26 protein-coding genes are annotated in these 26,653 nt (G+C 72.5%); 19 read left to right on the top strand and 7 right to left on the bottom strand.

Features of this window, described 5'->3' with window-relative positions; genetic code table 11:
- Positions 1-127 precede the first annotated feature (127 nt).
- Genes EDD40_RS38535 through EDD40_RS38555 form a run of 5 tightly spaced genes read left to right on the top strand, consistent with a single transcriptional unit; the run spans position 128 to position 5,006 of the window.
- Positions 128-1,468: a glutamine synthetase family protein gene (locus EDD40_RS38535; protein ID WP_123747250.1), complete on the top strand. Its 1,341-nt coding sequence runs from the start codon at positions 128-130 to the stop codon at positions 1,466-1,468.
- The gene (locus tag EDD40_RS38540) at positions 1,449-2,174 is read left to right on the top strand and encodes a gamma-glutamyl-gamma-aminobutyrate hydrolase family protein (protein WP_123747251.1); all 726 of its coding nucleotides are present in this window, start codon (positions 1,449-1,451) and stop codon (positions 2,172-2,174) included. Before EDD40_RS38535 ends, EDD40_RS38540 begins: the two co-directional genes overlap by 20 nt.
- Complete coding sequence (locus EDD40_RS38545) at positions 2,171-3,529, top strand: aldehyde dehydrogenase family protein (protein ID WP_123747252.1); 1,359 nt, start codon at positions 2,171-2,173, stop codon at positions 3,527-3,529. Before EDD40_RS38540 ends, EDD40_RS38545 begins: the two co-directional genes overlap by 4 nt.
- 11 nt (positions 3,530-3,540) lie before the next feature.
- Complete coding sequence (locus tag EDD40_RS38550; RefSeq protein WP_123747253.1) at positions 3,541-4,308, top strand: 3-oxoacyl-ACP reductase; 768 nt, start codon at positions 3,541-3,543, stop codon at positions 4,306-4,308.
- Complete coding sequence (locus EDD40_RS38555) at positions 4,308-5,006, top strand: FadR/GntR family transcriptional regulator (RefSeq protein WP_170185361.1); 699 nt, start codon at positions 4,308-4,310, stop codon at positions 5,004-5,006. Before EDD40_RS38550 ends, EDD40_RS38555 begins: the two co-directional genes overlap by 1 nt.
- Before the next feature lie 11 nt (positions 5,007-5,017).
- Here the strand turns inward: EDD40_RS38555 and EDD40_RS38560 are convergent, their stop codons facing one another.
- Complete coding sequence (locus EDD40_RS38560; RefSeq protein WP_123747255.1) at positions 5,018-5,587, bottom strand: hypothetical protein; 570 nt, start codon at positions 5,585-5,587, stop codon at positions 5,018-5,020.
- Between the two features lie 403 nt (positions 5,588-5,990).
- Here EDD40_RS38560 and thrS point away from each other — a divergent pair, with 403 nt between their 5' ends.
- From thrS to EDD40_RS38625, 13 genes are all read left to right on the top strand, one after another.
- A complete protein-coding gene (gene thrS / locus EDD40_RS38565) occupies positions 5,991-8,054 on the top strand; it encodes a threonine--tRNA ligase (RefSeq protein WP_123747256.1) in 2,064 nt (687 codons plus the stop codon).
- On the top strand, positions 8,051-8,599 hold the full coding sequence (locus EDD40_RS38570) for an HIT family protein (RefSeq protein WP_123747257.1): 549 nt from the start codon (positions 8,051-8,053) through the stop codon (positions 8,597-8,599). Before thrS ends, EDD40_RS38570 begins: the two co-directional genes overlap by 4 nt.
- Positions 8,600-8,960: 361 nt before the next feature.
- On the top strand, positions 8,961-10,472 hold the full coding sequence (locus EDD40_RS38575; RefSeq protein ID WP_123748600.1) for an amino acid adenylation domain-containing protein: 1,512 nt from the start codon (positions 8,961-8,963) through the stop codon (positions 10,470-10,472).
- On the top strand, positions 10,469-11,683 hold the full coding sequence (locus EDD40_RS38580) for a ferredoxin reductase domain-containing protein (RefSeq protein ID WP_211348343.1): 1,215 nt from the start codon (positions 10,469-10,471) through the stop codon (positions 11,681-11,683). Before EDD40_RS38575 ends, EDD40_RS38580 begins: the two co-directional genes overlap by 4 nt.
- Positions 11,684-11,692: 9 nt before the next feature.
- Positions 11,693-12,517: an enoyl-CoA hydratase/isomerase family protein gene (locus tag EDD40_RS38585; protein WP_123747258.1), complete on the top strand. Its 825-nt coding sequence runs from the start codon at positions 11,693-11,695 to the stop codon at positions 12,515-12,517.
- A gap of 15 nt (positions 12,518-12,532) precedes the next feature.
- The gene (locus tag EDD40_RS38590; RefSeq protein WP_123747259.1) at positions 12,533-13,042 is read left to right on the top strand and encodes a sigma-70 family RNA polymerase sigma factor; all 510 of its coding nucleotides are present in this window, start codon (positions 12,533-12,535) and stop codon (positions 13,040-13,042) included.
- Entirely contained in the window at positions 13,039-13,764 is a 726-nt protein-coding gene (locus EDD40_RS38595; RefSeq protein WP_123747260.1) for a zf-HC2 domain-containing protein, read from the top strand. Before EDD40_RS38590 ends, EDD40_RS38595 begins: the two co-directional genes overlap by 4 nt.
- Positions 13,765-13,972: 208 nt before the next feature.
- On the top strand, positions 13,973-14,812 hold the full coding sequence (locus EDD40_RS38600; protein WP_123747261.1) for a helix-turn-helix domain-containing protein: 840 nt from the start codon (positions 13,973-13,975) through the stop codon (positions 14,810-14,812).
- A gap of 60 nt (positions 14,813-14,872) precedes the next feature.
- Positions 14,873-15,481, top strand: a complete 609-nt coding sequence (gene pgsA / locus EDD40_RS38605; RefSeq protein ID WP_123747262.1) for a phosphatidylinositol phosphate synthase — start codon at positions 14,873-14,875, stop codon at positions 15,479-15,481.
- A gap of 11 nt (positions 15,482-15,492) precedes the next feature.
- A complete protein-coding gene (locus EDD40_RS38610) occupies positions 15,493-16,425 on the top strand; it encodes a phosphatidylinositol mannoside acyltransferase (protein ID WP_123748602.1) in 933 nt (310 codons plus the stop codon).
- The gene (locus EDD40_RS38615) at positions 16,422-17,543 is read left to right on the top strand and encodes a glycosyltransferase family 4 protein (protein ID WP_123747263.1); all 1,122 of its coding nucleotides are present in this window, start codon (positions 16,422-16,424) and stop codon (positions 17,541-17,543) included. Before EDD40_RS38610 ends, EDD40_RS38615 begins: the two co-directional genes overlap by 4 nt.
- Positions 17,540-18,517 carry an NUDIX hydrolase gene (locus EDD40_RS38620; RefSeq protein ID WP_123747264.1) on the top strand — a complete coding sequence of 326 codons (978 nt, stop codon included), beginning with the start codon at positions 17,540-17,542 and terminating at the stop codon, positions 18,515-18,517. Before EDD40_RS38615 ends, EDD40_RS38620 begins: the two co-directional genes overlap by 4 nt.
- Complete coding sequence (locus tag EDD40_RS38625) at positions 18,514-18,858, top strand: hypothetical protein (RefSeq protein ID WP_148089049.1); 345 nt, start codon at positions 18,514-18,516, stop codon at positions 18,856-18,858. The genes EDD40_RS38620 and EDD40_RS38625 overlap by 4 nt, the downstream gene beginning before the upstream one ends.
- A gap of 270 nt (positions 18,859-19,128) precedes the next feature.
- On the opposite strand, the gene EDD40_RS38630 is transcribed toward EDD40_RS38625, so the two are convergent.
- The 6 genes from EDD40_RS38630 to EDD40_RS38655 all read right to left on the bottom strand — a co-directional run bounded on the left by EDD40_RS38630 (position 19,129) and on the right by EDD40_RS38655 (position 25,397).
- Entirely contained in the window at positions 19,129-19,503 is a 375-nt protein-coding gene (locus EDD40_RS38630; RefSeq protein ID WP_123747266.1) for a PH domain-containing protein, read from the bottom strand.
- Positions 19,504-19,520: 17 nt separating this feature from the next.
- On the bottom strand, positions 19,521-20,039 hold the full coding sequence (locus EDD40_RS38635; protein ID WP_123747267.1) for a DUF4240 domain-containing protein: 519 nt from the start codon (positions 20,037-20,039) through the stop codon (positions 19,521-19,523).
- 632 nt (positions 20,040-20,671) lie between these two features.
- Positions 20,672-21,664, bottom strand: coding sequence for a TIGR03842 family LLM class F420-dependent oxidoreductase (locus EDD40_RS38640; protein ID WP_123747268.1), 993 nt, complete (start codon positions 21,662-21,664; stop codon positions 20,672-20,674).
- 9 nt (positions 21,665-21,673) lie between these two features.
- Entirely contained in the window at positions 21,674-23,059 is a 1,386-nt protein-coding gene (hydA, locus tag EDD40_RS38645) for a dihydropyrimidinase (RefSeq protein ID WP_123747269.1), read from the bottom strand.
- Complete coding sequence (locus EDD40_RS38650; protein WP_123747270.1) at positions 23,056-23,898, bottom strand: nitrilase-related carbon-nitrogen hydrolase; 843 nt, start codon at positions 23,896-23,898, stop codon at positions 23,056-23,058. The genes hydA and EDD40_RS38650 overlap by 4 nt, the downstream gene beginning before the upstream one ends.
- The gene (locus EDD40_RS38655) at positions 23,895-25,397 is read right to left on the bottom strand and encodes an NCS1 family nucleobase:cation symporter-1 (RefSeq protein WP_123747271.1); all 1,503 of its coding nucleotides are present in this window, start codon (positions 25,395-25,397) and stop codon (positions 23,895-23,897) included. Before EDD40_RS38655 ends, EDD40_RS38650 begins: the two co-directional genes overlap by 4 nt.
- Before the next feature lie 232 nt (positions 25,398-25,629).
- On the opposite strand from EDD40_RS38655, the gene EDD40_RS38660 reads away from it, so the two are divergent.
- Positions 25,630-26,604, top strand: a complete 975-nt coding sequence (locus EDD40_RS38660; RefSeq protein ID WP_123747272.1) for a LysR family transcriptional regulator — start codon at positions 25,630-25,632, stop codon at positions 26,602-26,604.
- Positions 26,605-26,653 lie beyond the last annotated feature (49 nt).

Consider the following 26,653-nt stretch of genomic DNA (forward strand, 5'->3'; position numbering starts at 1 on the left):
GTCACCGGATCGTGTCAACAGCCGCCCCGCCGGAAAGTCGGCGCGAGAGGGGTGTGGCGGCCTTCACTCGAAGGTGTCAAGATGAGGCGTCCAATGGCTCGCTGACATACCTTTGGAGGTACTGCGGATGCTCGCCGTGGAGGAGTTGCGCGTGCTCGTGGACGCCGGGGACATCGACACGGTGCTGGTCGCCGCGGTCGACATGCAGGGCCGCCTGCAGGGCAAGCGCTGCGCCGCCCGCTACTTCGTGGACGAGGTCCTGCCGAACACCGCCGAGGGCTGCAACTACCTGCTGGCCGTCGACGTGGAGATGAACACCGTCGGCGGCTACGCCATGTCGTCGTGGGACAGCGGCTACGGCGACTTCGTGATGAAGCCCGACCTGTCCACGCTGCGCCGAGTGCCGTGGCACGAGGGCACCGCGCTGGTCATGTGCGACCTCGTCTGGGAGGACGGCGCGCCGGTCGTGGCCTCCCCGCGCCAGATCCTCAAGCGGCAGCTCGACCGGCTCGCCGAGCGCGGGCTGCGCGCGTTCGTCGGCACGGAGCTCGAGTTCATCGTCTTCGACAACACCTACGAGGACGCCTGGGACCGCGGCTACCGCGGCCTCACCCCGGCCAACCAGTACAACGTGGACTACTCGCTGCTGGGCACCGCGCGCGTCGAGCCGCTGCTGCGCGCCATCCGCAACCACATGGCGGGCGCGGGCATGGTGGTCGAGTCGGCCAAGGGCGAGTGCAACCCCGGCCAGCACGAGATCGCGTTCCGCTACACCGAGGCGCTGGCGACCTGCGACAACCACAGCCTCTACAAGACCGGCGCCAAGGAGATCGCGGCGCAGCAGGGCAAGGCGCTGACGTTCATGGCGAAGTACAACGAGCGCGAGGGCAGCTCCTGCCACATCCACCTCAGCCTGCGCTCGGCCGACGGCGAGCCGGTGTTCGCCGAGGGGCACGGCATGTCCCGGCTCATGGAGCACTTCATGGCGGGGCAGCTGGCCGCCCTGCGCGAGCTGACCTACTTCCTGGCGCCGAACATCAACTCCTACAAGCGGTACGCGCAGGGCAGCTTCGCGCCGACCGCGGTGGCGTGGGGCAAGGACAACCGGACGTGCGCGCTGCGCGTGGTCGGGCACGGCCAGTCGCTGCGGTTCGAGAACCGGGTGCCCGGCGCGGACGTGAACCCGTACCTGGCCGTCGCCGCGCTGATCGCGGCCGGTCTGCACGGCGTGGACAACGAGCTGCCGCTGGAGCGGGAGTTCACCGGCAACGCCTACACCTCCGACAAGCCGACCGTGCCCACCACGCTGCGCGACGCCGCGTCCCTGCTGGCCAAGAGCGAGCTCGCGCGCGAGGCGTTCGGGGCGGACGTCGTGGACCACTACCTCAACGCGGCCCGCGTGGAGCTGGCCGCGTTCGACTCGTCGGTGACGGACTGGGAGCGCATCCGTGGTTTCGAACGGCTCTAGGGCACGGCCGCTGATCGGCGTCACGACGTACCTGGAGCGCGCGAAGTTCGGCGTCTGGGACGTGGAGGCGGCGGTCCTGCACCGCGACTACCTCGACTCGGTGGTGCGCGCGGGCGGCAACCCCGTGCTGCTGCCGCCGGTCGGCACGTGGGACGCCGACAGCGCCTCCTTCCTCGACGGCCTGGTGCTGGCGGGCGGCGCGGACGTCGACCCGGCGCGGTACGGGCGGCCGCGCGACCCGCGCACCGGGCCGGCGCGGCCCGAGCGCGACGCGGTCGAGCTGGGCCTGGCCCGCGCCGCGTTGGAGCTGGACCTGCCGCTGCTCGCGGTGTGCCGCGGCATGCAGGTGCTCAACGTGGCGCTGGGCGGCACGCTGGTCCAGCACGTCGACGGCCACAACCCGTCGCCCGCCGTGTACGAGCACACCGGGATCGCGGTCGCGCCAGGTTCGGCGCTCGCCGGCATCGTCGGCCTCGCCACCACCGTGTTCTGCCACCACCACCAGGCGTTGGACGTCCTCGGCGACGGCCTGCGGGTGGTCGCGCGCGCGCCGGACGGCACGGTGGAGGCGGTGGAGCTGACGGGCGCGCGGTTCGTGCTCGGCGTGCAGTCGCACCCGGAGGCCGACACCGAGGACGACCGCTTGTTCGCCGCGCTCGTCGGCGCGGGACGGGACCGGGCAGCTCGGAACAGGGGTGAGCAGTGACCACGTTCGACGTCATCAACCCGGCCACCGAGGAGGTGCTCCGCTCGGTGCCGCTGGCGACGCTGGAGGAGACCGACGCGGCGATCGCCCGCGCGTCGGCGGCGCTGCCCGCGTGGCGCGCGGTCGCGCCGGGCGACCGGGCCCGGCTGCTGCGGCGGTTCGCCGAGGCGGTCGACGGCGCGGTGGAGGAGCTGGCGGCGCTGGAGGTGCTCAACGCCGGGCACACCATCGGCAACGCGCGGTGGGAGGCCGGGAACGTCCGCGACGTGCTGCACTACTACTCGGCCACGCCGGAACGGCTGTTCGGCAGGCAGATCCCGGTGCCCGGCGGGCTGAACGTGACCTTCCACGAGCCGGTCGGCGTGGTCGGCGTGATCGTGCCGTGGAACTTCCCGATGCCGATCGCCGGGTGGGGCTTCGCGCCCGCGCTGGCGGCGGGGAACACGGTGGTGCTCAAACCCGCCGAGCTGACGCCGTTGACGGCCCTGCGGCTCGCCTCGCTGGCGTTGGAGGCCGGCTTGCCGCCCGACGTGTTCCAGGTGCTGCCTGGCGCGGGACCGGTGGTGGGGCAGCGGTTCGTCACGCACCCCGACGTGCGCAAGGTCGTGTTCACCGGCTCGACCCGGGTCGGCAGGCAGGTCATGGCCGGCTGCGCGGACCAGGTGAAGCGGGTCACGCTGGAGCTGGGCGGCAAGTCCGCGAACATCGTGTTCGCCGACGCGGACCTGGAACGCGCCGCGGCCACCGCGCCGTACGGGGTGTTCGACAACGCGGGCCAGGACTGCTGCGCGCGGTCCCGGATCCTGGTGCAGGCGTCGGTCTACGACCGGTTCATGGAGCTGCTGGAGCCCGCGGTCAAGGGCGTCGTGGTCGGCGAGCCCGGCGACGAGGCCACCGAGATGGGGCCGTTGATCTCGGCCGCGCACCGGGAGAAGGTCGCGTCCTACGTGCCGCCCGACGCGCCGGTGGCGTTCCGCGGCTCGGCTCCGCCCGGCCCCGGGTTCTGGTTCCCGCCGACCGTCCTGGCGCCCGTCGCGCCCGGCGACCGGGCTGCGGTCGAGGAGATCTTCGGCCCGGTGGTGGCGGTGCTGCCGTTCACCGACGAGGAGGACGCGGTGCGGTTGGCCAACGACAGCGCCTTCGGCCTGTCCGGGTCGATCTGGACGCGGGACGTGGGCCGGGCGCTGCGCGTGTCGCGCGCCGTCGAGGCGGGGAACCTGTCGGTGAACTCGCACTCCTCGGTGCGGTACTGGACGCCGTTCGGCGGGTTCAAGCAGTCCGGGCTGGGGCGCGAGCTGGGGCCGGACGCCCCCGACTCGTTCACCGAGACCAAGAACGTCTTCATCGCTCACTGATTGGGAGAGACATGGTTGTGCGACTTGAGGGCCGGGTTGCCGTGGTCACCGGCGGTGGCAGCGGCATCGGCCTGGCGTCGGTGCGGCGGCTGGCGTCGGAGGGCGCGCGGGTCGTCGTCGCGGACGTCGACGCGGAGTCCGGCAAGGCGGCGGCCGACGAGGTGGGCGGGCTGTTCGTCCAGGTCGACGTGACCGACGAGGAGCAGGTGTCGGCGCTGTACCGGACCACTGTGGACACCTACGGCTCAGTGGACGTGGCGTTCAACAACGCGGGCATCTCGCCGCCGGACGACGACTCGATCCTGACCACGGGCATCGAGGCGTGGGACCGGGTGCAGAAGGTCAACCTGACGTCGGTGTACCTGTGCTGCAAGCACGTGATCCCGCACATGCTCGGACGCGGGCGCGGTTCGGTGATCAACACGGCGTCGTTCGTGGCGACGATGGGCGCGGCGACGTCCCAGATCTCGTACACGGCGTCCAAGGGCGGTGTGCTGGCGATGAGCCGCGAACTGGGCGTGCAGTTCGCCCGGCAGGGGGTGCGGGTGAACGCCCTGTCACCCGGGCCGGTGAACACGCCGCTGCTGCGGGAGCTGTTCGCGAAGGACCCGGAGCGGGCCGCGCGGCGGTTGGTGCACGTGCCGCTGGGCCGGTTCGCCGAGCCGACCGAGATCGCGGCGGCGGTGGCGTTCCTGGCCAGTGACGACTCGTCGTTCATCACCGCGTCGAACTTCCTGGTGGACGGCGGGATCGCCGGTGCCTACGTGACACCGCTGTGATGCCGCTGCGGGACGCGCTGTTCCGCCCCGTGCGGGCGGGCAACGCGTTCGAGGAGACGGTGGAGCGGCTCGTGCAGGCGATCCGGCTCGGTGTGGTGGGCCCGGGGGAGAGGCTGCCCGCGGAGCGCGACCTGGCGGCGCGGTTGGGTGTCAGCCGGGTGACGTTGCGCGAGGCGATCCGGTCGCTCCAGGACGCCGGGTACGTCGAGTCGCGCCGCGGCCGGTACGGCGGGACGTTCGTGAACTCGCCGTTGCCCGCGCCCGCGCCGGACCGCCGGGTCGACGCCGGCGAGCTGGCGGACGCGTTGACGGTGCGGTGGGCGGTGGAGACGGGCGCGGCGCAGTGCGCGGCCGGTCGCGCCCTGGGCCCGGTGGAGCGGCGCAACCTGCTGGCGCGGCTGGTCGAGTGCCGTGACGCGTCGGTGGACTCCTACCGGCGCAAGGACTCGCGGCTGCACCTGGCGATCGCCGAGGCGACCGGCTCGCCGTCGCTCACGGCGGCCGTCGCCGACGCCCGGACCAGGGTGAACGCCCTGCTCGACCGGATACCGCTGCTGCCGCCGAACCTGGCGCACTCCAACGAGCAGCACGAGGAGATCGTGACCCACATCGTGGCGGGCGACCCGGAGGCCGCGCGGCGGGCGATGGCCGAGCACCTGGACGGCACGGCCCTGCTGCTGCGCGGCTTCCTGTCCTGAGCCGGCCCGGGTCAGCGCTCGAAGTCGCGTCCCGGGAACCGGTCGGGGCCGCGGTCTCCCCGGTCTCCCCGCTCACCGCGCTCGCCGCGCTCGTCGAACCGCGAGTGACCGGGCCGGTCGGCCCCGACGCCGTACCGGGGGCGGTCGTGGTCGAGCAGCGCCACGATCCCGCCGCCGAGGACGAGCCCGAGCAGGCCGACGGCGACCAGTTGGGTCGCGCGGTGCTTGACGACCCGGCCGGCCACCGCACCCCGGCCGGGAGGCGGCGGGTAGTGGCCGGGGTGCGGTGCGCCGGGGGCCTGGTGGGCGGCCGGTCCGCCGGCGGGCCGCGCCGCCGGCTGCTCGGGCGCGGGGCCCGCGGCGGGCGTGGCGGGTGCGGCCGGGTTCGCGGGGTCCGACGCCGGGTTGGACTGGGGTGGGTTGGACTGGGGTGGGTTGGACTGGGGCGGGGTGGACGCGGGCGGGGTGGACAGGGGCGTGGTGGCGTCGGCGGGCGGCTGGTCCGGCGCGGGCGGTGTGGCGGGAGTGCGGTCCGCCGCCGGGTCGGGGGTGGCGCGTGGTGGCTGGTTCGGGTCTGACATGGGGGGCTCCTGCTCTCCCGTGCTGGTGACGCCATCGTGCGCGGTCGACCTGAGCGGAGGCTGATGAGCGGCTGTCGGTCCGCTGTGAGCCGATCTCGACGAGGCCGGGCCGACCGGGCCGTCCTGGCGTCGCCGCGCCTCGCCCCGGCGCGGTCGTGACCGCGACCGCGAGGTCCCGCTCGCCGACCTGGCCGCCGCCACGACCCCGTCCGCCGCGGCCGGCGCCCCACCGGACGTGCCGTGACCTCGGTCGACGCGCCGCCCGCCCTGATCCGCGGCTGGGCGCCCACCCGACCGGGTGATCCGCGGGACACCGGACCGGCCGACCCGGTGCGCCGGGAAAGGACTCGGCGCGCACCGATAACATCTCGGGCACAGGACCTACCCACACCGAGGAGTCACCGTGTCCCAGCCACGTCCCGCAGCCGTCCCGACCCCACCGCGCGTGGTGGTGACGGCGGGGACCACCGCGGGGACGGCGGTGCGTGAAGCGGGGCTCCCGGGCAAGGGGCCGGACGCCGTCGTGGTCGTGCGCGACCCCGAAGGCCACCTGCGCGACCTGTCGTGGGCGCCGCAGGTGGACGTCGAGGTCGAGGCGGTCGCCGCCGACACCGAGGCCGGCCGCAGCGTCATCCGGCACTCCGCCGCCCACGTGCTGGCGCAGGCCGTCCAGCAGCAGTTCCCCGACGCCGAGCTGGGCATCGGCCCGCCGGTCAAGGACGGCTTCTACTACGACTTCCGGGTCGACAAGCCGTTCACGCCCGAAGACCTCCAGGCGCTGGAGAAGCGCATGAAGTCGATCATCAAGGGCGCGCAGCGGTTCAACCGCCGCGTGGTCGAGTCGGTCGACGCGGCCAAGGTCGAGCTGGCGAACGAGCCGTTCAAGCTCGAGCTGGTGGACCTCAAGTCCGGATCGTCCGACACCGCCGTCGACACCTCCGAGATCATGGAGGTCGGCGGCGGCGAGCTGACCATCTACGACAACCTCGACCCGCGGTCCGGCGAGCGCGTGTGGGGCGACCTGTGCCGCGGCCCGCACGTGCCGACGACCAAGCACATCCCGGCGTTCAAGCTGACCCGCGTCGCCGCCGCGTACTGGCGCGGCAACGAGAAGAACCCGCAGCTGCAGCGCATCTACGGCACGGCGTGGGAGTCGCAGGAGGCGCTGGACGCGTACCTGGAGCTGCTGGCCGAGGCCGAGCGGCGCGACCACCGCAAGCTGGGCGTCGAGCTGGACCTGTTCAGCTTCCCGGACGAGATCGGCTCCGGCCTGGCGGTGTTCCACCCCAAGGGTGGCGTCATCCGCAAGGCCATGGAGGACTACTCGCGCGCCCGGCACACCGAAGAGGGCTACGAGTTCGTCTACTCGCCGCACATCACCAAGGGCAACCTGTTCGAGACGTCCGGTCACCTCGACTGGTACCGCGACGGCATGTACCCGGCGATGCACCTCGACGCCGAGCTCAACGAGGACGGCACGGTCCGCAAGCCCGGCCAGGACTACTACCTCAAGCCGATGAACTGCCCGTTCCACGACCTGATCTTCAAGTCGCGCGGGCGGTCCTACCGCGAGCTGCCGCTGCGCATGTTCGAGTTCGGCGGCGTGTACCGATACGAGAAGTCCGGCGTGATCCACGGCCTGACCCGCGTGCGCGGCATGACGCAGGACGACGCGCACATCTTCTGCACGCCCGACCAGGTGCAGGACGAGCTGAAGTCGCTGCTGTCCTTCGTGCTCGGGCTGCTGCGCGACTACGGCCTGGACGACTTCTACCTGGAGCTGTCGACCCGCAACCCGGAGAAGTCGGTCGGCTCCGACGAGGTCTGGGAGAAGGCCACGGAGGCGCTGCGCGTCGCGGCCGAGGACTCCGGGCTGGAACTGGTGCCCGACCCGGGCGGCGCCGCGTTCTACGGGCCGAAGATCTCCGTGCAGGCGAAGGACGCGCTGGGCCGCACCTGGCAGATGTCGACCATCCAGGTGGACTTCAACCTGCCCGAGCGGTTCGAGCTGGAGTACACCGGCCCGGACGGCACGCGGCAGCGCCCGGTCATGATCCACCGCGCGCTGTTCGGCTCGGTCGAGCGGTTCTTCGGCGTGCTGACCGAGCACTACGCGGGCGCGTTCCCGGCGTGGCTGGCGCCCGTGCAGGTGGTGGGCATCCCGATCGCGGACGAGCACGTCGACCACCTGCTCGCGGTGGCGGCGCAGCTCAAGGCGAAGGGCATCCGGGTCGAGGTGGACGCCTCCGACGACCGGATGCAGAAGAAGATCCGCAACCACACCACGCAGAAGGTGCCGTTCATGCTGCTCGCGGGCGGCAAGGACGTGGAGCAGGGCGCGGTGTCGTTCCGGTTCCGCGACGGCACGCAGATCAACGGCGTGCCGGTCGAGCGCGCCGTCGAGACGGTCGTGGACTGGGTGGCGCGACGCGAGAACGCCTCGCCCACGGCGGAACTCGTCCAGTGACGGACCGGCACGAGGAACAGGACGGGGTCGGGGTCCACGACGCGTTGCAGCGGTTGTGGACCCCGCACCGCCTCTCGTACGTGCGCGGTGAGGGCAAGGCCGTCGGCGACGAGCCCGAGGGGTGCCCGTTCTGCCGGGTGATCGGGCTGGACGACGCCGAGGGCCTGATCCTGGCGCGCGGCGAGCTGGTGTTCGCGGTGCTCAACCTGTACCCGTACAACCCGGGCCACCTGATGGTGCTGCCGTACCGGCACGTGCCCGACTACACCGACCTGACCGAGGCCGAGACGGCGGAGTTCGCCGCGTTCACCCAGAAGGCGATGCGGGTGATCAGGTCGGCGTCCGCGCCGCACGGGTTCAACGTCGGCATGAACCAGGGCGTGGTGGCGGGCGCGGGCATCGCGGCCCACCTGCACCAGCACGTGGTGCCGCGCTGGGGCGGCGACGCGAACTTCATGCCGGTGATCGGCCACACCAAGGTCCTGCCGCAACTGCTCGGCGAGACCAGGCAGCTCCTGGCCGACGCCTGGTCCGCCGCCGGCTGACGATCCGGGCGAAGGCCTGCCCGGGACGGTCCCGTGCGGCGGGACAAGGATGACCGCACCGAACGCGCCCACCGGCGCCGTGGGTCGACGGGCCCGACGGCGCGAAGAGGCACCCGCCCGTCTCGACTGGTGACGCGGACCCCCGGCCCGTTCGACTGCCGCGCCCAGGGCGTTCGACCGGGATGACCTGAGTGTTCGACGCAGGGGTCTTGAGCGTTCGACACGGGGCCGCGGGCGTTCGACTCACGAGGTCGGCGAAAGTTCAACTTTTTTGGTTTCGGCTTGAACGGACGGTGGGGCTGTCTCGTTCAGACCGGGTGTCCACGCCCGGCTGACGAGAGGTGCGCACCCTGTGACGGCCATGACCGAGCCCGACGCCGTGCTAGGCCTGCCCCCGGACGACCGCTCCCTGTTCCGGCGATTCGGCCGCGGTCCGACCGCGACACCGCCGTTCCACCGGATCCACCACGCCTTCGAGTCCCACGCGACGCGGTCGCCGCACGCGCGGGCGGTCGAGCACGAAGGCGCCTGCGTGACCTACGGCGAACTCGACCACCGCGCGAACGTCGTGGCGGCCGAGCTCCTCGACGCGGGCGTGCGCCCCGGCGACCACGTCGGCGTCTTCTTAACGCGCTCGACCCACCTCGTCGTCGGCATCCTGGCGGTGCTGAAGGTCGGCGCGGCGTACGTGCCGCAGGACGTCCGGATCACCCCGGCCGCCCACCTCGACCACGTCATCCGCACCGCCGGCATCGAGGTCGTCCTGACCACCGGCGAGCACGCCCGGCACGTGCGCGGCCTCGCCGCGCCGAAGGTCCTCGCCCTCGACACCGTCCCGGACCGCCGCGTCGGCCCACCTCGCGCGGAGTCCGGTGACACGGCCGTCGTCATCTTCACCTCCGGCACCACCGGTGTGCCCAACGGCGTCCGCGTCACCCACGCGAACCTGTGCAACGTCCTGCTCACCGCGCCCGGCGACCTCGGCATCCGGCCGGGCGACCGGGTCGCGCAGCTGCTCAACATCGCGTTCGACATGGCGGTGTGGGAGATCTTCGGCGCGCTCGCCCACGGCGCCACCTCCGTCATCCGCGGCCGGGACATCGGGCAGACGGCGAAGACCGCCACCGTGCTCATCGCCACGCCCGGCGTGCTGTCCACACTGGACCCCGACGGGTGTCCCGACGTGCGGACGGTCGCCGTGGCCGGTGAGCGCTGCCCCAAACCCCTCGCCGACGCCTGGTCCGCCCGCGCCGCGTTCCACAACGCCTGCGGACCCACCGAAGTCACGATCGTCAACACCGTGCAGCGCTACGACCCGCGCACGGGCCGGCTGACCATCGGCCGTCCCGTCCCCAACAGCACGGTCTACGTGCTCGACCAGGACCTGCGGCCGTGCCGGATCGGCGAGGTCGGCGAGATGTGGGCGGGCGGCGCCTGCGTCACGGCCGGCTACCTCGGCAACGACGTGCTGACCGCCCAGCGCTACCGCCCCGACCCCTTCCTCGGCGGCGAGCACCTCATGTTCCGCACCCGCGACCTGGGCCGCTGGACGCCGGACGGCGAGTTGGAGCACCACGGCCGCACCGACGACCAGGTCAAGGTGCGGGGCTTCCGGGTCGAGCTGGACGCGGTCACCTCCGCCCTGGAGACGACACCCGGCTGCGCCCGCGCGACGACCGTCGTGCACGACGGCAGGCTGGTCGGGTTCGTCAGCCCCGCCACCGTGGACCCCGCGGCGGCCACGGACGCGGTCGCGGGCGCCCTGCCCTACTACTGCGTGCCGTCGCTGGTCGTCGCGGTGGACGACCTGCCGCTGACCGCGCGCGGCAAAGTGGACCGGGCCGCGCTCTCGTCACTGGTGACGGTCGCATGACCACCACGCGCACCGACCCGCCGTCGGCGCTGGGGCTCAGGCTCCGCAAGCGCCCGTTCACCCACCACAACCGGCTCGCCGCCGCCGTCGTCCTGGCCAACGTGGTCGCGGCGTTCGGCGTGGCCGACGCGCGAGAGCTCGCGGACCTGGTCGTCGTCAACGTCGCCCTGGCCGTCCTGATCCGCCAGCAGCACGTGATCAACCTGCTGTTCCGGCTCGCCACGAGCGCGCCGACGACGTGGCCGCTGCGCGTGCGCCGGACCCTGGGCAAGGTCTACCACTTCGGCGGCCTGCACGTCGGCGCGGCGCTCAGCGCCACCGCGTGGTTCACCGCGCTCGCCGTGATCCGGCCCGACCCGCTGACCTGGGTGATCCTCGCCCTGATGGTCGCGATGGCGGTCTTCGCCCTGCCCGGCCTGCGGGCGCGGCGGCACGACGCGTTCGAGCGCGTGCACCGCTTCGCCGGCTGGACCGTGCTCGCCCTGTTCGCCGCGCACTCGTCCCGGCAGCCCGGCTTCGTCGGCTCGACCCAGTTCTGGCTGCTCCTGCTGGTCGTGGCGAGCGTCGCGCTGCCGTGGACGCGGCTGCGGCGGGTGCCGGTGCGGATCACCAGGCCGTCGCGGCACGTCGCGCTGGTGTCGTTCGACCACGGCGTGACGCCGTTCGCCGGCTCGTCCACCGCGGTGAGCCGCCACCCGCTGCTGGAGTGGCACTCGTTCGCCAACGTGCCGACCCCCGGCCGCACCGGGTTCCGGCTCACCATCTCGCGCGCGGGCGACTGGACCGGCTCGCTGATCGACGACCTGCCGGCGCACCTGTGGGTGAAGGGCGTGCCCACCGCCGGCGTCGGCAACATCGACAAGCTGTTCACCAGGGTGGTGTGGGTGGCCACCGGCAGCGGCATCGGGCCGTGCCTGCCCCACCTGCTGTCGCGGGACACGCCGTCGCGCCTGGTGTGGTCCACCCGCACGCCCCGCGACACCTACGGCGACGAGCTGGTGGACGAGATCGAGGCCGTGCAGCCGGACGCGCTGGTCTGGGACACCGTCCGCGACGGCAAGCCCGACCTGGTGGAACTGGTGCTGCGGGCGCACCGGGAGTTCGACGCCGAAGCCGTGATCTGCATCTCGAACAAGAAGACGACCTGGCACGTGGTGGAGGAGCTGGAAGCGCGTGGCGTGCCCGCGTTCGGCGCCATCTGGGACTCGTGAGGAGACTTCGTGGACTACTCGACCTTGCTCGTCGAAGAACAGGACGGCGTCACGACGGTCACCGTGTCCCGGCCGTCGGCGCGCAACGCGCTGTCCGGCCGGGTGCTGGCGGAACTCGACCACTTCCTGTCCGGCGTCCTCGTCGGACCCGCGCCGCGCGGGATCATCCTCACCGCGGCGCCCGGCCCGGCGTTCATCGCGGGCGCGGACATCCGCGAGATGGCGGTGATGACGCCGGAGGAGGGCGCGCGGTTCGGGGCGCTGGGCCAGCGCGTCACCCGGCTGCTGGAGGAGGTGCCGTGCCCGGTCGTCGCGTGCGTGGACGGCTACGCGCTCGGCGGCGGCTGCGAGGTGGTGCTGGCGTGCGACTTCGCCTACGCGACCCGCCGCGCGGTCTTCGGCCAGCCGGAGGTCGTGCTCGGCCTCATCCCGGGCTTCGGCGGCTGCGTCCGGCTCCAACGCCTGGTCGGGCCGGCCGCCGCCCGCGAGCTGATCTACACCGGCAGGCACGTCGACGCGGCGGAGGCGGCGCGGCTCGGGCTCGTCACCGCGGTGTTCGACGACCGTGATGGGATGCTGGCCGCCGCGCGCGCGGTGCTCGGCCGGATCTCGGGCAACTCGGCCACGGCGGTGGCGCTGGCCAAGGCCGCGGTGCACGCCTCCGGCGGCACGACGGTCGCCGCCGGGCTGGCGTTCGAGCTCGACGCGTTCCGCGAGGCGTTCACCACCGACGACATGCGCGAGGGCACGGCGGCCTTCCTCGCCAAGCGCCGGCCGGTCTTCCCCGGCGCGATCCCCCCGGTCGGGGCTCGGGAACCGCTGCTCCACGACTAGCCGAGGAGGTGCGCGATCAACGACAGTCACATTGCCCTGCTGCGCTCCCTCCACGACGAGCACGCGCCCGCCCTGTGGCGGTACGTGCGGCGGCTGACCGGGGACGACGAGCTGTCCCGCGACGTGGTGCAGGAGGCGCTGCTGCGGGCGTGGCGCAACCCCAAGGTGCTCGAGCAGGGCGCGACGGCGGCTCGGGCGTGGCTCTACACGGTGGCGCGCAACGTCGTGATCGACGAGCGGCGCAGCGCCCGCGCCCGCTGGGAGATCGGGTCGGAGCGGCTGCCCGAACGGGCGCGCAACGACCACAGCGACTCCGCGTTGGACGCCTGGTTGGTGGCCGATGTGCTCACCCAGTTGACGCCGGAGCACCGCGCGGTGATCGTGCGTGCTTACTACATGGGGCAGTCGGTCGCCGAGCTCGCCGTCGTGCTGGACCTGCCGGAGGGCACCGTGAAGTCCCGGCTGCACTACGGTCTGCGGGCGCTGCGGGTGGCGTTGGAGGAGAAGGGGGTCACCGGACGTTGAGCTCGCCAGTCGATCCGTACCGGGACTGGGGTGCCGCGTACGTCCTGGGTTCGCTGTCGCCCGGCGAACGGCGGGAGTTCGAGGGACACCTGGCCGGGTGCCCGGAGTGCTCGGGTGACGTGGCGTCCTTCGCCGGCGTGCCCGGCATCCTCTCGGCGGTGCCCCGCGACCGGGCGCTCGACCTGCTCGAGCCCGAGTTCGCCGCCGAGCCGCCGCCCGCGGTGCTCACCGGCCTGCTGGCGGCCGAGCGGTCGCGGCGGTGGCGGGCGCGGGCACTGGTGGCCGCCGCGCTGGTCGTGGCGGCGTTCACGGGGGCGGCGGTCGCGCTGGCCGTGCGACCGGCCGCTCCCACCGCCTCGACCGCGGTCCCGGCCACCGCCTCGACCACCGCCGCGCCGACGTCCGCGCCCGACGTGGCGATGCGCCAGACCGTGCCCAGCCCCGTGACGGCCAGCGTGCGGTTGGTGGACGAGCCGTGGGGCACCCGGATCGACGTGCTGTGCGCCTACGCCGTGCCGGCCGGGCCGCCACCGCCCGAGTTCGCCTACGCCCTGCACGTGGTCGTGGCCGGCGGCGCCTCGGTGCGGGTCGCGACCTGGACGGCCGGTCCGGGCTCGACCACCCGGCCGACCGCGACCACCGAGCTGGCCCGATCCGACATCACCGGCGTCGAGATCAGATTGGTGCAGAACGATCTGGTCCTGCTCCGCGTCGAGTTCTGACCGCTCCCGGCCGCCGCCGGCGGGCCGCCCCGACGATCACCCGCAGGCCCGCGACCTGGTGCAGGCGCACCTGCACGGCCGGATGCACGTGCACCACCCCGAAACACCCGCCGACGTGTTCCAGATCACCCGGGGCGACGGCCGGAGGGGCCTCAGACACCTTCCTGGCCGATCGTCAAGAGGGGTGAGCGTCGATACGGTGCGTTGCATGACCGCACCTGAGCGTTCGCGGCTGGCCCGAGAACGGCTCTCGCGCGAGTTACGGAGGCTGCGCACCGAGGCCAAGATGACCGGCACGGCCACGGCGCGCGCTACCGGGATGAGCCAGTCCAAGCTGTCGAAGATCGAGAACGGCATGCTCCTCCCGTCCGTGACCGATGTGGAGCGCCTGGTCGCCGAGCTGTCCGCGACCAGGGAGACCAGGGTCGAGCTGGTGGAGTTGGCCCGTCAGCTGCACGCCGAGGCGGAGACCCGCCGCGTGGTGCTGCACCGGGGGGCGCATCGACACCAGCAGACCGTGGCCCGGATCGAGGCACGGGCCACCACCAGCCGCTTCTTCCAGAACGCGGGTGTGCCCGCGCTCTTGCAGAGCGAGAACTACCTGCGGGTCGTGCACAACACGATGCCCTCGCACGAGCAGGACACCGCGATCGCCACGCTGCGTAGTCGCCGTGCCCGGATGGACGATCTGGGTAAGCGGTTCGTGTTCCTGCTGGCGGAGAGCGCGCTGCGCTGGCGGATGGGTTCGGCGGACCTGATGTGCGAGCAGATCGACCACCTCGTGCAGATCATCCGCAGGCCGAACGTGCAGCTCGGCGTGGTGCCGTGGACGGCGGACGCGAACATGGTGGCCCTGCACGGGTTCCAGGTGTACGACGAGCGGGTGGTGACGTTGAGCGTGCTGACCGGCAACGCGACCATCACCGACCCGCACGACGTGCGCGAGTACCTGGCCCTGTTCGGCAGGCTCGAACGGCTGGCGGTGCGCGGCGACGCGCTGGAAGACCTGCTGGAGCAGATCTCCAGGGACCACCGCAAGCTCGGCTGAGCTGGGTGGTTAGGCTGCCGGTGACCACCTCGTCCCCGTCGGTAGGTGCCCCGCCACCCCATGCTGAACATCTTCGCCCGCGCGTCGGTTTCGCGCGTCACCGATCCGATCGGTGCGTGGCTGCTGCGTCGCGGCCTCACCCCGAACGCCGTCACGGTGCTGGGCACCGTCGGCTCCGTCGCCGTCTCGCTGTGGTTCATCCCGCGCGGGCAGCTCTTCACGGGCGCGGCGCTGGTCACCGTGTTCGTGCTGTTCGACCTGATCGACGGCGCCATGGCGCGCGCGCAGGGCGGCGGCACGAAGTTCGGCGCCGTGCTGGACGCGAGCTGCGACCGGATCGCCGACGGCGCGCTGTTCGCCGCCGTCGCCTGGTGGGCGTTCGGCGCCGACGAGCACGGCCTGGCCGCCGCGACCCTGGTCTCGCTGGTCGGCGCGCAGGTCACGTCCTACGTCAAGGCGCGCGCCGAGGCGTCCGGGCTCTCCGCCGACGGCGGGTTGGCCGAACGCGCCGAGCGGTTCATCGTGGCGCTGGTCGGCGTCGGCCTGCACGGGCTCGGCGTGCCCTACGTCCTGCCGGTGGCCCTGTACCTGCTGGCCGCGCTGGTGACGATCACCGTGGTGCAGCGCATCCTGGCCGTGAGCCGCGCCGCGAAGGAGCTCGGGACGTGACCGCTCGGGACATCAAGGGCGGCCTGGCCGACCTGGGCTACGCCGCCGGGTGGCGCCTGGCGCGGCTGCTGCCGGAGAAGGCGGCGCGGGCGTTGTCCGACGCGGCGGCCGACCGGGCCGCGAAGCGCGGCGGCGGTGGCGTGCGCCAGCTGCGGTCGAACCTGCGCCGGGTCGTGCCGCGGGCGGGCGAGGCCGAGCTGGACGAGCTGGTCCGGCTGGCCGTGCGCTCCTACGCCCGGTACTGGCGCGAGGCGTTCCGGATGCCGTCGCTGGACCAGGCGGCGCTCTACGCCGAGCTGGACCGGACGATGACCGGCGTCGAGAACCTGGACGCGGCCCTGGCCGAGGGGCGCGGCGCGGTCATCGCGCTGCCGCACTGCGGCAACTGGGACATGGCGGGCGTCTGGCTGGTCGGGCACTGCGGCACGTTCACCACCGTCGCCGAGCGGCTCAAGCCCGAGTCGCTGTACCGGCGGTTCATCGCGTTCCGGGAGAGCCTCGGCTTCGAGGTCGTGCCGCTGACCGGCGGCGACCGCAACCCGGCGCTCGTGCTCGCCGAGCGGCTGCGCGCGAACCAGGTCGTCTGCCTGCTCGCCGACCGCGACCTCACCGCGGGCGGCGTGCCCGTGACGTTCTTCGGCGAGCGCACCATGATGCCCGCCGGTCCCGCCCACCTGGCCGCGACCACCGGCGCCGCGCTGATCCCGGCCGGCCTGTGGTTCACCGAGGACGGCTGGGTCATCCGGCTGCACCCGCCGGTCCGGGTGCCGGGCACGGCGGGCGTGCCCGCGGCGACCCAGCAGGTGGCCGACGTGTTCGCCGCCGACATCGCCGCGCACCCCACCGACTGGCACATGATGCAGCAGCTGTGGCTGGCCGACCTGCCGGAGAGCAGGCAGAAGGCGCTGCGCCGGGTGCTGGCCCGCCGGGGGGAATCCGCGTGAAGGTCGGCATCGTCTGCCCGTACTCGTTCGAAGTGCCCGGGGGAGTGCAGGCGCACGTGGTCGACCTGGCCCGCGCGCTGCGCGGCCTCGGTCACGAGGTGGAGGTGCTGGCGCCCGCCGACGACGACACGCCGGTGCCGGAGTTCGTCACATCGGCCGGTCGCGCGGTCGGCATCCCGTACAACGGTTCGGTGGCGAGGCTGTCGTTCGGACCGGTGTCGTTCGCCCGCGTCCGGCGGTGGATCGCCGAGCACGACTTCGACGTGCTGCACCTGCACGAGCCGACCGCGCCGTCGCTGTCGATGCTGGCGCTGATGGTGGCCGACGGCCCGATCGTGGCCACCTTCCACACCTCGACGCCGCGCTCGAAGATGCTGTCGGCGTTCCAGGCCGTGCTGCAACCGTTCCTGGAGAAGATCACCGCCCGGATCGCGGTGTCCGCGCTGGCCCGCCGCGTGCAGGTGGAGCACCTGGGCGGTGACGCGGTGGAGATCCCCAACGGGGTCGACGTCGGGTTCTTCGCCGACGCGGCCCCGCTGGACGGCTACCCCCGGCCCGGAGGCACGGTCGGGTTCGTCGGCCGGTTCACCGAGCCGCGCAAGGGCATGCCGGTGCTGCTCGACGCGTTCCGCCGGCTCGACGCGCCGGACGTGCGGCTGCTGGTCGTGGGTCGCGGCGACGAGGACGAGCTGCGCAAGCAGGCGGGGCCGGAGCTGGCGTCGCGGGTGGTGTTCCTCGGCATGGTGGACGACGAGACGAAGGCCCGCGCCCTGCGCAGCGTCGACGTCTACTGCGCGCCCAACACCGGTGGCGAGAGCTTCGGGATCATCCTCACCGAGGCGATGTCGGCGGGCGCGGCGGTGCTGGCCAGCGACCTCGACGCGTTCCGGCGCGTGCTCGACGACGGCAAGGCGGGTGTGCTGACCCCCGTCGGGGACTCGTCCGCGCTGGCCGCGGCGTTACGGGCGCTGCTGACCGACCCCGGGCGGCGGGCGGACTACGTGGACGCGGCGCGGCAGCGGGTGATGATGTTCGACTGGTCGGTGGTCGCGAACCAGGTGGTGCGGGTCTACGAGAGCGCCATGGCGGCCGACCCGCGTCGGGTGGGTGAGGCGTGACCAGTTCCGGCGTCGCGACGACGTTCCTGGTGCTGCTGGCGCTGGCCGTGCTGATCGGGCCGTGGACGCTCGGCACGGCCAACCGGCTCGACCGGCTGCACGTGAGGACGGACGCGGCCTGGGCGGCCCTGGACGCGGCCCTGGCGCGGCGCGCCGTGGTGACGCGGGCGGTGGCGGCGGTGTGCGGCAAGCCCGAGCTGCGCGCGGCGGCGGACCGGGCCGAGCGGTCGACCCGGCCGGACCGGGAAGCGGCGGAGAACCGGCTCTCGGCGTTGCTCGAGGCGCTGGACCGGTCGGTGCTGGAACCGGCGCTCGCGGCCGAGCTGTCCGACGCGGAACAACGGGTGGTGCTGGCCCGGCGGGTGCACAATGACGCCGTGCGCGACACGCTGGCGCTGCGCCGGCGGCGGTCCGTGCGGTGGTTGCGGCTGGCGGGCACCGCGCCGACGCCGTCCTACTTCGAGATCGCCGAACCCGGCGGCGACGTCGAGGCGTCCACCTTGACCCAGCGCGTGTCGGCGCGGGTCGTGCTGCTGGACGCCGACGACCGGGTGCTGTTGTTCGAGGGCTTCGACCCGACCCGGCCGGACGAGCTGTTCTGGTTCACCGTCGGGGGTGGGGTCGAGCCCGGGGAGGACGTCCGGACCGCGGCGGTGCGGGAGCTGTTCGAGGAGACCGGTGTCGAGGTCTCCGACGACGAGCTGGTCGGTCCGGTGTGGAAGCGGCACGCCGTGTTCGCCTTCGACGGCTTGAACTACGCGGCGGTCGAGTGGTTCTTCGTCGGAAAGGTGGAGGCAGTCGACGTGGACACCTCGCGGTTCAACGAGATCGAGCAGCAGACCATCCGCCGGCACCGGTGGTGGTCGGTGGCGGAACTGGCGGCCACCGACGCGACGGTGTACCCGGTGCAGCTGGCCGAGGTGCTGCCCGGCGCGCTGGTCGGGTGGGACGGCACGACCCGTTCGGTCCGATGATCGGCATCTCGAGCCGGATGGACGACGTCGTCTCCTTCTACCGCGCCTTGGAGGAGTCGGACCGGCCCCGCGCGTACTTCGAGTTCGTGGACGCGGAGGGCTGGGTCGACGAAGGCGCGCGGGCGCTCTACGAGGCCGTGGAGCACGAGGGGGAGCTGATCGCGATCCGGCAGATCGAGCTGCCCTCGGCGGGCGGGATGCACCGCTACTCGTGGCGGCGGGTGGAGGACGCCTACGGCGGTCTCACCGACGAGCCGATCGACCCGCACGACGACCCGGTCAAGCCGATCACCCGGGAGACCTTCGTCGAGCAGTGGAACGCGTCGCCGCACGACGTGTGACCGGGCGGCCGGACGGGTCGGACGCGGTGAGCCCGTCCCAGGTGGTCGGGCTCACCGGGGTCGTCCGCGCCCGGCGCCGGAGGGACCTGCGCCTGGCCGGGACCCGGTTGCCGGCCCGCGACCCCGGTCCAGGTCACCGGCCCGATCGGGTCGACGGCGATCGACAGCGGGCACGGCACCCCGCCCGCCCGCCTGACGGCGCGGTGCGGGCGTGGGGTCGGCGGGCGGGCAGCCTGGGCGACGGCGCGCAGACCCCGGCGCCCGGGGCGCCTAGAGGATGAACGTCGCGATCATCTGCCCGAGCAGCCGCACGTCGGCGTGGCCCTTGAACTCCAGCCGCACCTGGCCCAGGCCGCTGAACCACAGGTCGAGCTCGGCGTCCATGTCGAACGTGCCCGCGGTCTCGATGGAGAACGCCTGCACCCGGCTGTAGGGCAGCGACGTGAAGTCCTTCTTGCGGCCGGTCATGCCCTGGACGTTCACCGCGATCACCCGCTTGGTGGTGAACACCACGAAGTCGCGCACCGTCTTGAAGCTCGACACGATCTGCTCGCCCTGGATGAGGATCGGCGACACCTGCGACGCGATGTCCTCGGGCCGGCACGGCGCCAGCTTGAAGACTGACTGCTTCTCGAAGTCGATCACACGTTCGACGGTACCGGCTACCGCGGCCACCCCGCCGGGTTGGAGGCCGATTCCCGGGAGATCCCCGACCCCGTCTCCGGGTGATCCCCGAACCTCGCGGCGTGCAGGTGGGCGAAGAAGTAGCAGAACGCCTCGCACTCGGCGTCCTGCACCGCCACGCGCGGGTCACGGGCCACGGCCTCGTAGAACTCCTGGCCGAGGGCGAGGATGAAACCGCGGGCGTAGAGGAAGCCGTCGTCCGAGCCGTCGGTGACCTCCTGGACGTCGACCCGGTCGATCTCGTGCAGCTTGCGCTCGGCCACCCGGTCCAGCGCGGTCAGCTCCTCGGCGGACAGCCCCTCGCACGCCGACGCCAGCGCCACCAGCACGGTGTCCAGGTGCTCCTCCAGCTCCGCGGCCTCCTCGAAGGCCTCGGCGGACACGTCGCGCTTGGCCAGGGCCCGGCGCAGGTCGTTCGGCCCGGGGCCGAGCCCGGCCCACGCGTTCTCCAGCATCGCCCAGAAGCGGGCCTCTTCGGCAGCGGTCGGAAGGATCATGGCGCGACGGTAGCAACGGGGTCCGACAGTCCCCGGCCGGCCGGGGACCGCCGTCGGTCACCGGGCCTGGAACAGGGTGGCTTACCCGGTAGTGGCTGTCCTCGGTCGTCGGTCGTCGCGCACCGGCCGCGCGGCGAGGTGAACGAGGCGACGTACTCCACACCCGGCTCCACCGGCACGGGCGCGGGGGACACGCCGGTCGGCAGGGCCGCCGGCCGCGTGCCGTCACCCCGCCACAACCGCACCGCGACCGGCGTGTCCCGTTGCGCCAGGTCCGCGGAAACCGCCGGGTCCTCGGTGTGGAAGCCGCACTGGTGGCACGGACCCGGGGATGAACCCCGGCGCGGGAGCCCGCACGCCGACGTACAGCGTCCTGGGCACGGAGGGGTCGCCGACCGCGGTGTCGGTGTTCACCCGACCCACGATCGTGTGCACACCGGGATGCTGCGGGGTGAACACGCAGGCCACAGCGCCTGCGTGACGCCGCTCTCCCCGCCCGGCGGCACCGCTGCGGCGACCACGAGGATCGTGACGGTGATCGTGACGGGTGAGGGGATCGCTACACGGCGACGCGAACCGCGCAGCGGCCCCCACGCGGACGGCCCACCGGGGTCCGCGCGGGGGCCGCCGGGTCACACCCGGCCGATCACCTCGTTGCCGTAGGCCGCCAGCGTCTCGTCCTTCGCGTCGTGCATCAGGTACAGCGCGAAGTTGTCCACGCCGGCCTCCCGGAGCTCCCGCAACCGGTCCACGTGCGCGGACGCCGGGCCGAGCAGGCAGAACCGGTCCACGATCGAGTCCGGCACGAAGTCGGTCGACCGGTTGCCCGCCTTGCCGTGGTGGGCGTAGTCGTAGCCCTCGCGGTCCTTGATGTAGTCGGTCAGCGCGGCGGGCACCGCGCCAGAGTCGCCGTACCGCGCGACCAGGTCGGCCACGTGGTTGCCGACCATCCCGCCGAACCAGCGCAGCTGGTCGCGCTGGTGCGGCAGGTCCGCGCCGACGTACGCGGGCGCGGCCACGCACATCGTGATCGCCGACGGGTCGCGGCCGGCGGCCACGGCCGCCTCCCGCACCGTCCCGATCGTCCACCGCGCGATGTCGACGTCCGCGGTCTGCAGGATGAACCCGTCGGCCTGCTCGCCGACCAGCCGCAACGCGCGCGGCCCGTACGCGGCCATCCACATCTCCAGCTTGCCGTCGCGCACCCACGGGATGCGCACCGGCGTGCCGTGGTGCTCGACCTCCCGGCCCTCGGCCAGGTCCTTGATCACGGTCATCGCCCGGCCCAGCGTGGCCAGCGACGCGGGCCGCTGCCCGATCACCCGCCGGGCGGAGTCGCCGCGCCCGATGCCGCACACCGTGCGGTTGCCGAACATGTCGTTCAGCGTCGCGAACAGCGACGCCGTCACCGACCAGTCCCGCGTGCTCGGGTTGGTCACCATCGGGCCGACGACCAGCTCCCTCGTCGCCGCCAGCACCTGCGAGTAGACGACGAACGGCTCCTGCCACAGCACGACCGAGTCGAACGTCCAGCCGTACCGGAACCCGTTGTCCTCGGCGGCCTTCATGCGGGCCACCACGTCCCGCGCGGGCGGGTCGGTCTGGAGCACTACCCCGAAGTCCACGTCCGCCCCCTAGACCAGGTACTGGTTCAGCTCGCGGGACAGGAACTTCCCGTGCCCGGCCGCGCCGTGGAACCCGCCGGCGTCCACGACCACCCGGCCGCGCGAGAGCACCGTGTCGACCTTGCCGGTGATCTCCATGCCCTCGTACGCGGAGTAGTCGACGTTCATGTGGTGCGTGGCCGCGGAGATCACCTGCCGCGCGTCCGGGTCGTACACCACGACGTCGGCGTCCGCGCCGGGCGCGATGACGCCCTTGCGGGGGTGCAGGCCGAACATCCGCGCGGGCGTGGTGGAGCAGATCTCCACCCAGCGCTCCAGCGTGATCTCACCCTTCACCACACCCTGGTGCAGCAGGTCGATCCGGTGCTCGACCCCCGGCATCCCGTTCGGGATCTTCGAGAAGTCGCCGCGCCCCAGCTCCTTCTGGTCCTTGAAGCAGAACGGGCAGTGGTCGGTCGACACCACCGACAGGTCGTTGGTGCGCAGGCCGCGCCACAGCTCCGACTGGTGCTCCTTGGGCCGCAGCGGGGGAGAGGCGACGTACTTCGAGCCCTCGAAGTCCGGTTTCGCCAGGTCCTCCAGCGACAGGTACAGGTACTGCGGGCACGTCTCGGCGAACACGTTCTGCCCGGTGTCGCGCGCCTTCGTCACCGCGTCCAGCGCTTGCGCCGCGGACAGGTGCACGATGTAGAGCGGCGACCCGGTGACCTTGGCCAGCGTGATGGCGCGCGAGGTGGCCTCGCCCTCCAGCTCGGCGGGCCTGGTCAGGCCGTGCTCGACGGGATCGGTGCGGCCCTGCGCGAGCGCTTGCGCGACCAGCTGGTCGATCGCGATGCCGTTCTCCGCGTGCATCATGATCGTCGCGCCGGTCTCGCGGGCCTTCTGCATGGCGCGCAGGATCTCGCCGTCGGTGGCGTAGAAGACACCGGGGTAGGCCATGAACATCTTGAACGTGTTCACGCCCGCGTCGATGCAGGACTCCATCTCCTTCAACGACGTGTCGGTGACGTCGGAGACGATCATGTGGAACCCGTAGTCGACGGCGCACCGGCCGTCCGCCTTGGCGTGCCACTTGTCCAGGGTGGACAGCAACGAGGAGCCCTTGGACTGCACGGCGAAGTCGACGATCGTGGTGGTGCCGCCCCACGCCGCCGCGATCGTGCCGGTCTCGAAGGTGTCGGCGGAGAACGTGCCGCCGAACGGCATCTCCATGTGGGTGTGCCCGTCGATGCCGCCGGGGATCACGTACTTGCCGGTGGCGTCGATCGTCTCGTCCGCCCGCACGGGGAAGCCCGGCGCGAGCAGCGCGGCGATCTTCTCGCCCTCCACCAGCACGTCGGCCGCGAACGAGCCGGTGGCGTTCACCACCGTGCCGCCCTTGACGAGGGTGCTCACGGCTTCACCAGGCCCTCGTAGGTGTCGGGCCGCCGGTCGCGGTAGAACGCCCACAGGTCGCGCACCTCGGCGAGCAGGTCCATGTCCAGGTCGCGGACCACGATCTCCTCCTCCGTGTCGGAGGCCGCCTCGCCCACGAGCTGCCCGCGCGGGTCGGCGAAGTAGGACTGGCCGTAGAACTCGTTGTCGCCCAGCGGTTCCACACCCACCCGGTTGATCGTGCCGACGTAGTACTCGTTCGCCACGGCCGCCGCGGTCTGCTCCAGCCGCCACAGGTACTCCGACAGGCCGCGGCTGGTCGCCGACGGGTTGAACACGATCTGCGCGCCGCCCAGCCCGAGCGCCCGCCAGCCCTCCGGGAAGTGCCGCTCGTAGCAGATGTAGACGCCGACCTTGCCGACGGCGGTGTCGAAGACGGGGTAGCCGAGGTTGCCCGGCTTGAAGTAGAACTTCTCCCAGAACCCCTTGACCTGCGGGATGTGGTTCTTGCGGTGCTTGCCGAGGTAGGTGCCGTCCGCGTCGATCACGGCCGCGGTGTTGTAGTAGATCCCCGGCTGCTCCTCCTCGTACATCGGCACGACGAGCACCACGCCGAGCTGCCCGGCCAGCTCGCACATCAGCTCGGTGGTCGGGCCGTCGGGGATGCCCTCGGTGTAGGAGTAGTAGTCCGCGTCCTGCACCTGGCAGAAGTACGGCCCGTAGAACAACTCCTGCAGGCACACCACCTGCGCGCCCCGCGACGCGGCGGACCGGACCGCCTCGACCGCGTTCGCGATCATCGACTCCTTGTCGCCGGTCCACTTCTGCTGCACCAGACCAGCACGGATGATGTTGCTCACGCGTTCTCCCTCCGTGGCGCCAGCGCCAGGTAGACGAGCATGCCGCCGACCAGGCCGACGACCCAGTTGTAGTCGTAGAGCGGTTTGAGGAACGGGATCAGGCCGTCGGCCGGGAACGGCCCGTTGTACGCGCCGCCGACCGCGAGCACCGAGCCCACCAGCGTGGCGACGACCGCCCGCCAGTTCCAGCCCGCCTTGAACCAGTACGCGCCCCGCCCGGCCAGGTACAGGTCCGGCAGGTCCAGCCGCGTCTTCGCCAGCACCCAGTAGCCGGCCACGAACACACCGGCCACGGACGCCAGCAGCCCGCCGTAGAAGCCGAGCCAGGCGAAGATGTAGATGCCCGGGTCGGAGATCAGCCGCCACGGCTGGATCACGATGCCGATCACGCCGGTGACCAGGCCGCCGACCGCGAAGGTGATCTTCTTCGGGAACGCGTTGGAGAAGTCGTAGGACGGGCTCACCACGTTCGCCGCGAGGTTCGCCGAGACCGTCGCCAGCACCAGCGCCACCAGCGCCACCAGCACCACCGCCGTGCTGTCGAACCGGCTCGCCAGCTCCGCCGGGTCCCAGATCGCCTCGCCGTAGAGCGCCATCGCCCCGGAGGTGGTCAGGATCGCCACGATGGCGATGAACGACATCGTGGTGGGCAGGCCGAGGAGCTGACCGACGACCTGCTTGCGCTGGCTGCCGCCGAACCGGGTGAAGTCCGGCATGTTCAGCGACAGCGTCGACCAGAACGCGATCATGCCCATCAGCGACGGGAAGAACACCTTCCAGAAGTCCGCGCCCCAGCCGAGCTTCGACGGCTCCGACAGGATCGGGCCGAAACCGCCCGCCTTCACCGCCACGTAGCCGAGCAGGACCAGGAAGCCGACGCTGACCAGCGGCGCGGTCCAGTTCTCGAACCGGCGGATCGCCTCCATGCCCCGCCAGATGATCAGCATCTGCACCACCCAGAACACCAGGAAGCACAGCCACAGCGTCCACACCTGGCCCAGCACGACCGGCGCGTGCGCCCACCCGTCGCCGGCCAACCGGCCCACGATCACGTGCAGCGCCTTGCCGCCGACCCACGTCTGGATGCCGAACCACGCGCACGCGATGAACGCCCGCAGCAACGCCACCAGGTTCGCGCCCCGGATGCCGTAGAACGCGCGGGCGAACACCGGGAACGGGATGCCGTACTTCGTGCCCGCGTGGCTGTTGAGCAGCATCGGGACCAGCACGATCAGGTTGCCCAGGGTGATGGTCAGGAACGCCTGCACCCAGTCCATCCCCAACGCCACCAGCGACGCGGCCAGCGTGTAGCTGGGGATGTTGTGCGCCATGCCCATCCACAGCGCGAAGAAGTTGTACGTGGACCAGGTGCGCCGCTCCAGCGGCACCGGCGCCAGGTCGGCGTTGTAGTGCGGGCTGTCCGCGATCGCGGAATGATCACGCAGCTCGACCCGGCCGTCGGGATCGGTTGTGACCTGGGTTGCGGAGTCAAGGGCCATCGGTCACTTCCCTGTTACGCTCGTGGAACACCCTTCGTGCGGGCGGTTCGGCGCGAATTCCATCCCGGCATCCTCCGGTCGACCCGTGCGCGTCGGCAGTGGCAAAGTGTCCACGCTTGCCATGATCAGGGCACACTCTGTCCATTGCCACTCAAGCCGCTGGTCCGGGCCGGTGCGGGTGGCCCCGGCCGGCCCTCGACTGGCGGGTGAGCGGTGACCTAACGTCCGACGGATGAAGCTCGAACTGCGGCACCTGCGGGTCGTCTGCGCGATCGCGGACGCGGGAAGCCTGTCGAAGGCGTCCTCCCTCTTAGGCCTGGCGCAACCCGCCCTCACGGCCCAACTGCACCGGATCGAAGGCCTGCTCGGCGGCAAGCTGTTCGAGCGCGACCACCGGGGCGCGCGGCCGACCGTGCTCGGCGAGCTGGTGCTGGAACGGGCGCGCGTGCTGCTGCCCGCGTTCTCCCGGTTGCAGGAGGACGCCACCCGCCTGCTGGACGACACCGTGCCCGGCGACCGCTACCGGGTCGGCGCGGTGAACGGACCGATGCTCGGCGGGCTGGTGCACCGGCTGACCGAGGCGCACCCCGGCGCGCACGTCTCCACGCAGGTGTCGTGGTCCGGCCGCGAGCTGTCGGCCATGGTCGCCGCCGGCCGGTTGGACTACGTGCTGGTCGGCGTGTGCGGAGACGCGCCGCCACCGTCGGAGCACGGGCTGACCTGGCACGTGATCGCGGTCGACCCGGTGTTCGTGCTGATGCCCGAGGACCACCCGCTCACCGTGCTGGCGGAGGTGGAGCTGGGCGCGCTGAAGGACATGCAGTGGGCCGTGACACCGGGCGACGGGTGCTTCGGCGACTGCTTCGTGGCCGCGTGCAGCCGGGCCGGCTTCACCCCGCGCACCATGTACGAGGTCGACATCAACAGCTGCATCGACCTGGCCGCGTCCGGCGACGCGGTCGCGCTGTGCCAGCCCACGTTCCGCCGCACGCCGGGCCTGGTCGCGATGCCGCTGGCGGGCGCGCCGCTGCGGTGGCGGCACCTGATCGGCTGGGACCCGGAGGGACCGGGGGCCGCGTTCGGCCCGCAGGTGCTCCGGTACGCCGCCGAGGCCTACCGGGAGACCGCCGAGCGCAACCCGCGCTACGCGGGCTGGCTGCCCGAGCACCCGGAGTACGGCGCGGTGCCGCCCAGGGCCCTGGTCTGACCGCACGCCTCGGCGCACGCTCTCAATCCCCACGCACGCCGTCGCCCTC

The sequence above is a fragment of the Saccharothrix texasensis genome, from assembly GCF_003752005.1.
Classification (GTDB): domain Bacteria; phylum Actinomycetota; class Actinomycetes; order Mycobacteriales; family Pseudonocardiaceae; genus Actinosynnema; species Actinosynnema texasense.